We start from the raw sequence: 1444 nt of genomic DNA on the forward strand, positions 1-1444 counted from the left end.
CGAGTTCTCGGTATTTTACCGGGGGCTTGCCGTTTAATTTTGTTTTGATACGACGGTTGTTATAGAAGTCTATCCAATCTTTCATTGCTTGAATTAGGCTAGTTTTATCTTCAAAATGTTCATCCATCATTTCTGCTTTCATAATATGAAAGAATGACTCCATTACTGCATTATCAAGGCAAGTCGCTTTACGAGACATACTTTGGAATGCATGATGTTCTTTCAAGAGCGTTCGCCATTGGCGATGTTGATACTGAAAGCCTTGGTCAGTATGAACTGTTGTCCGATAATTTAGTGCCGGAAGTCCTTCTAAAGCTTCTTTGAGCGGTTTAATGGCGAATTCAACTGTTGGATGTTCACTTATATTAAATGCTAAAATTTCTCCAGAGAATAAATCTAGTACCGGTTCCAAATAAACGCGTTCATTTGTTCCCATAGATCCATATCGAAATTCACTGACGTCTGCTACAAGTTTTTGATAGGGTCTGTCGGTCTTAAAGCGACGCTTTAACCGATTAGGGGCAATCCTACCAACTAATCCTTTATACGAGTTATATTTACGAGTTTGGCGATTAAAGGCATGACATATCCAGGCATGTTCTTGCATAATACGTAAAACCCGCTTGTGATTTATCTGAAATCCTAAATCATGCAGAGCACTTGTAATTCGACGGTACCCGTACTTCTTTGTGTATTTTAAATCTTGTTGTCGAATTTCATCAATTGCTTGAATAACTTGATCGTCATTGAATTTTCGACCTTCATGATTTCGAGTGTAGTAATACGTGCTACGCGGTATTTTAATTACTTTGAGAATCAATTTAATTGATACTTGGAATATTTGCCTCAACTCAGTCGCTATTTTCGAGATTTCCTTTGTGCTGATTTTTTCCGAGCTAAGGCTTCTAATTTTTTTAAGTATTCATTCTCAATCTTCAACATTTGATTCTCTTTTTGGAGTTGCTTTAAAGTATCTTTTGTTGTTGAGTTGTCCTTTTGGACAACTGGTTTAGCGTTCTCATTCTTGTGTTTTGCCATATTTTTCGAGTTGCCTCGCTTTCGCTCAAGCCCTTTAATTCCTAATGTCTCAAATCGCTTTTCCCATTGCCAAATTGTACTTGGCGAGGATAAATTAAAGTGTAAGGCGGTTACTGGAAGTGAGGCCTGATTTTGTTTCCTCCAGTTTAATACATCAACTTTAAACTGACTAGTGTATTCTAAGTCCATGGCTTTTGGCTGAAGTCCTTTAATACCAAATCTTTCAAATCGCTGAATCCAAATTGAAACGGTAGCCTTGCTGCCAATCCCATACTTTCTCGCTAGTGAATAAGCTGCCTGACCACTTAAATACTCGGTGACAATCTTAACTTTAAAATCGAAATTAAATTTACTCATAAATGAAACCCCCAAAATTGGATTTTTCTGTCCAACCTTGGGGGTTCAC

2 protein-coding genes are annotated in these 1444 nt (G+C 37.5%); both read right to left on the minus strand.

Features of this window, described 5'->3' with window-relative positions; translation table 11 throughout:
* Positions 1-922 (minus strand): IS3 family transposase (locus PPA04_RS09760; protein WP_307723917.1); only part of this gene is annotated, 922 nt, incomplete at its 3' end.
* The gene (locus PPA04_RS09765; RefSeq protein WP_057785073.1) at positions 859-1395 is read right to left on the minus strand and encodes a helix-turn-helix domain-containing protein; all 537 of its coding nucleotides are present in this window, start codon (positions 1393-1395) and stop codon (positions 859-861) included. The genes PPA04_RS09760 and PPA04_RS09765, both read right to left, overlap by 64 nt.
* Positions 1396-1444 lie beyond the last annotated feature (49 nt).

The organism is Pediococcus parvulus, assembly GCF_007990205.1.
GTDB lineage: Bacteria > Bacillota > Bacilli > Lactobacillales > Lactobacillaceae > Pediococcus > Pediococcus parvulus.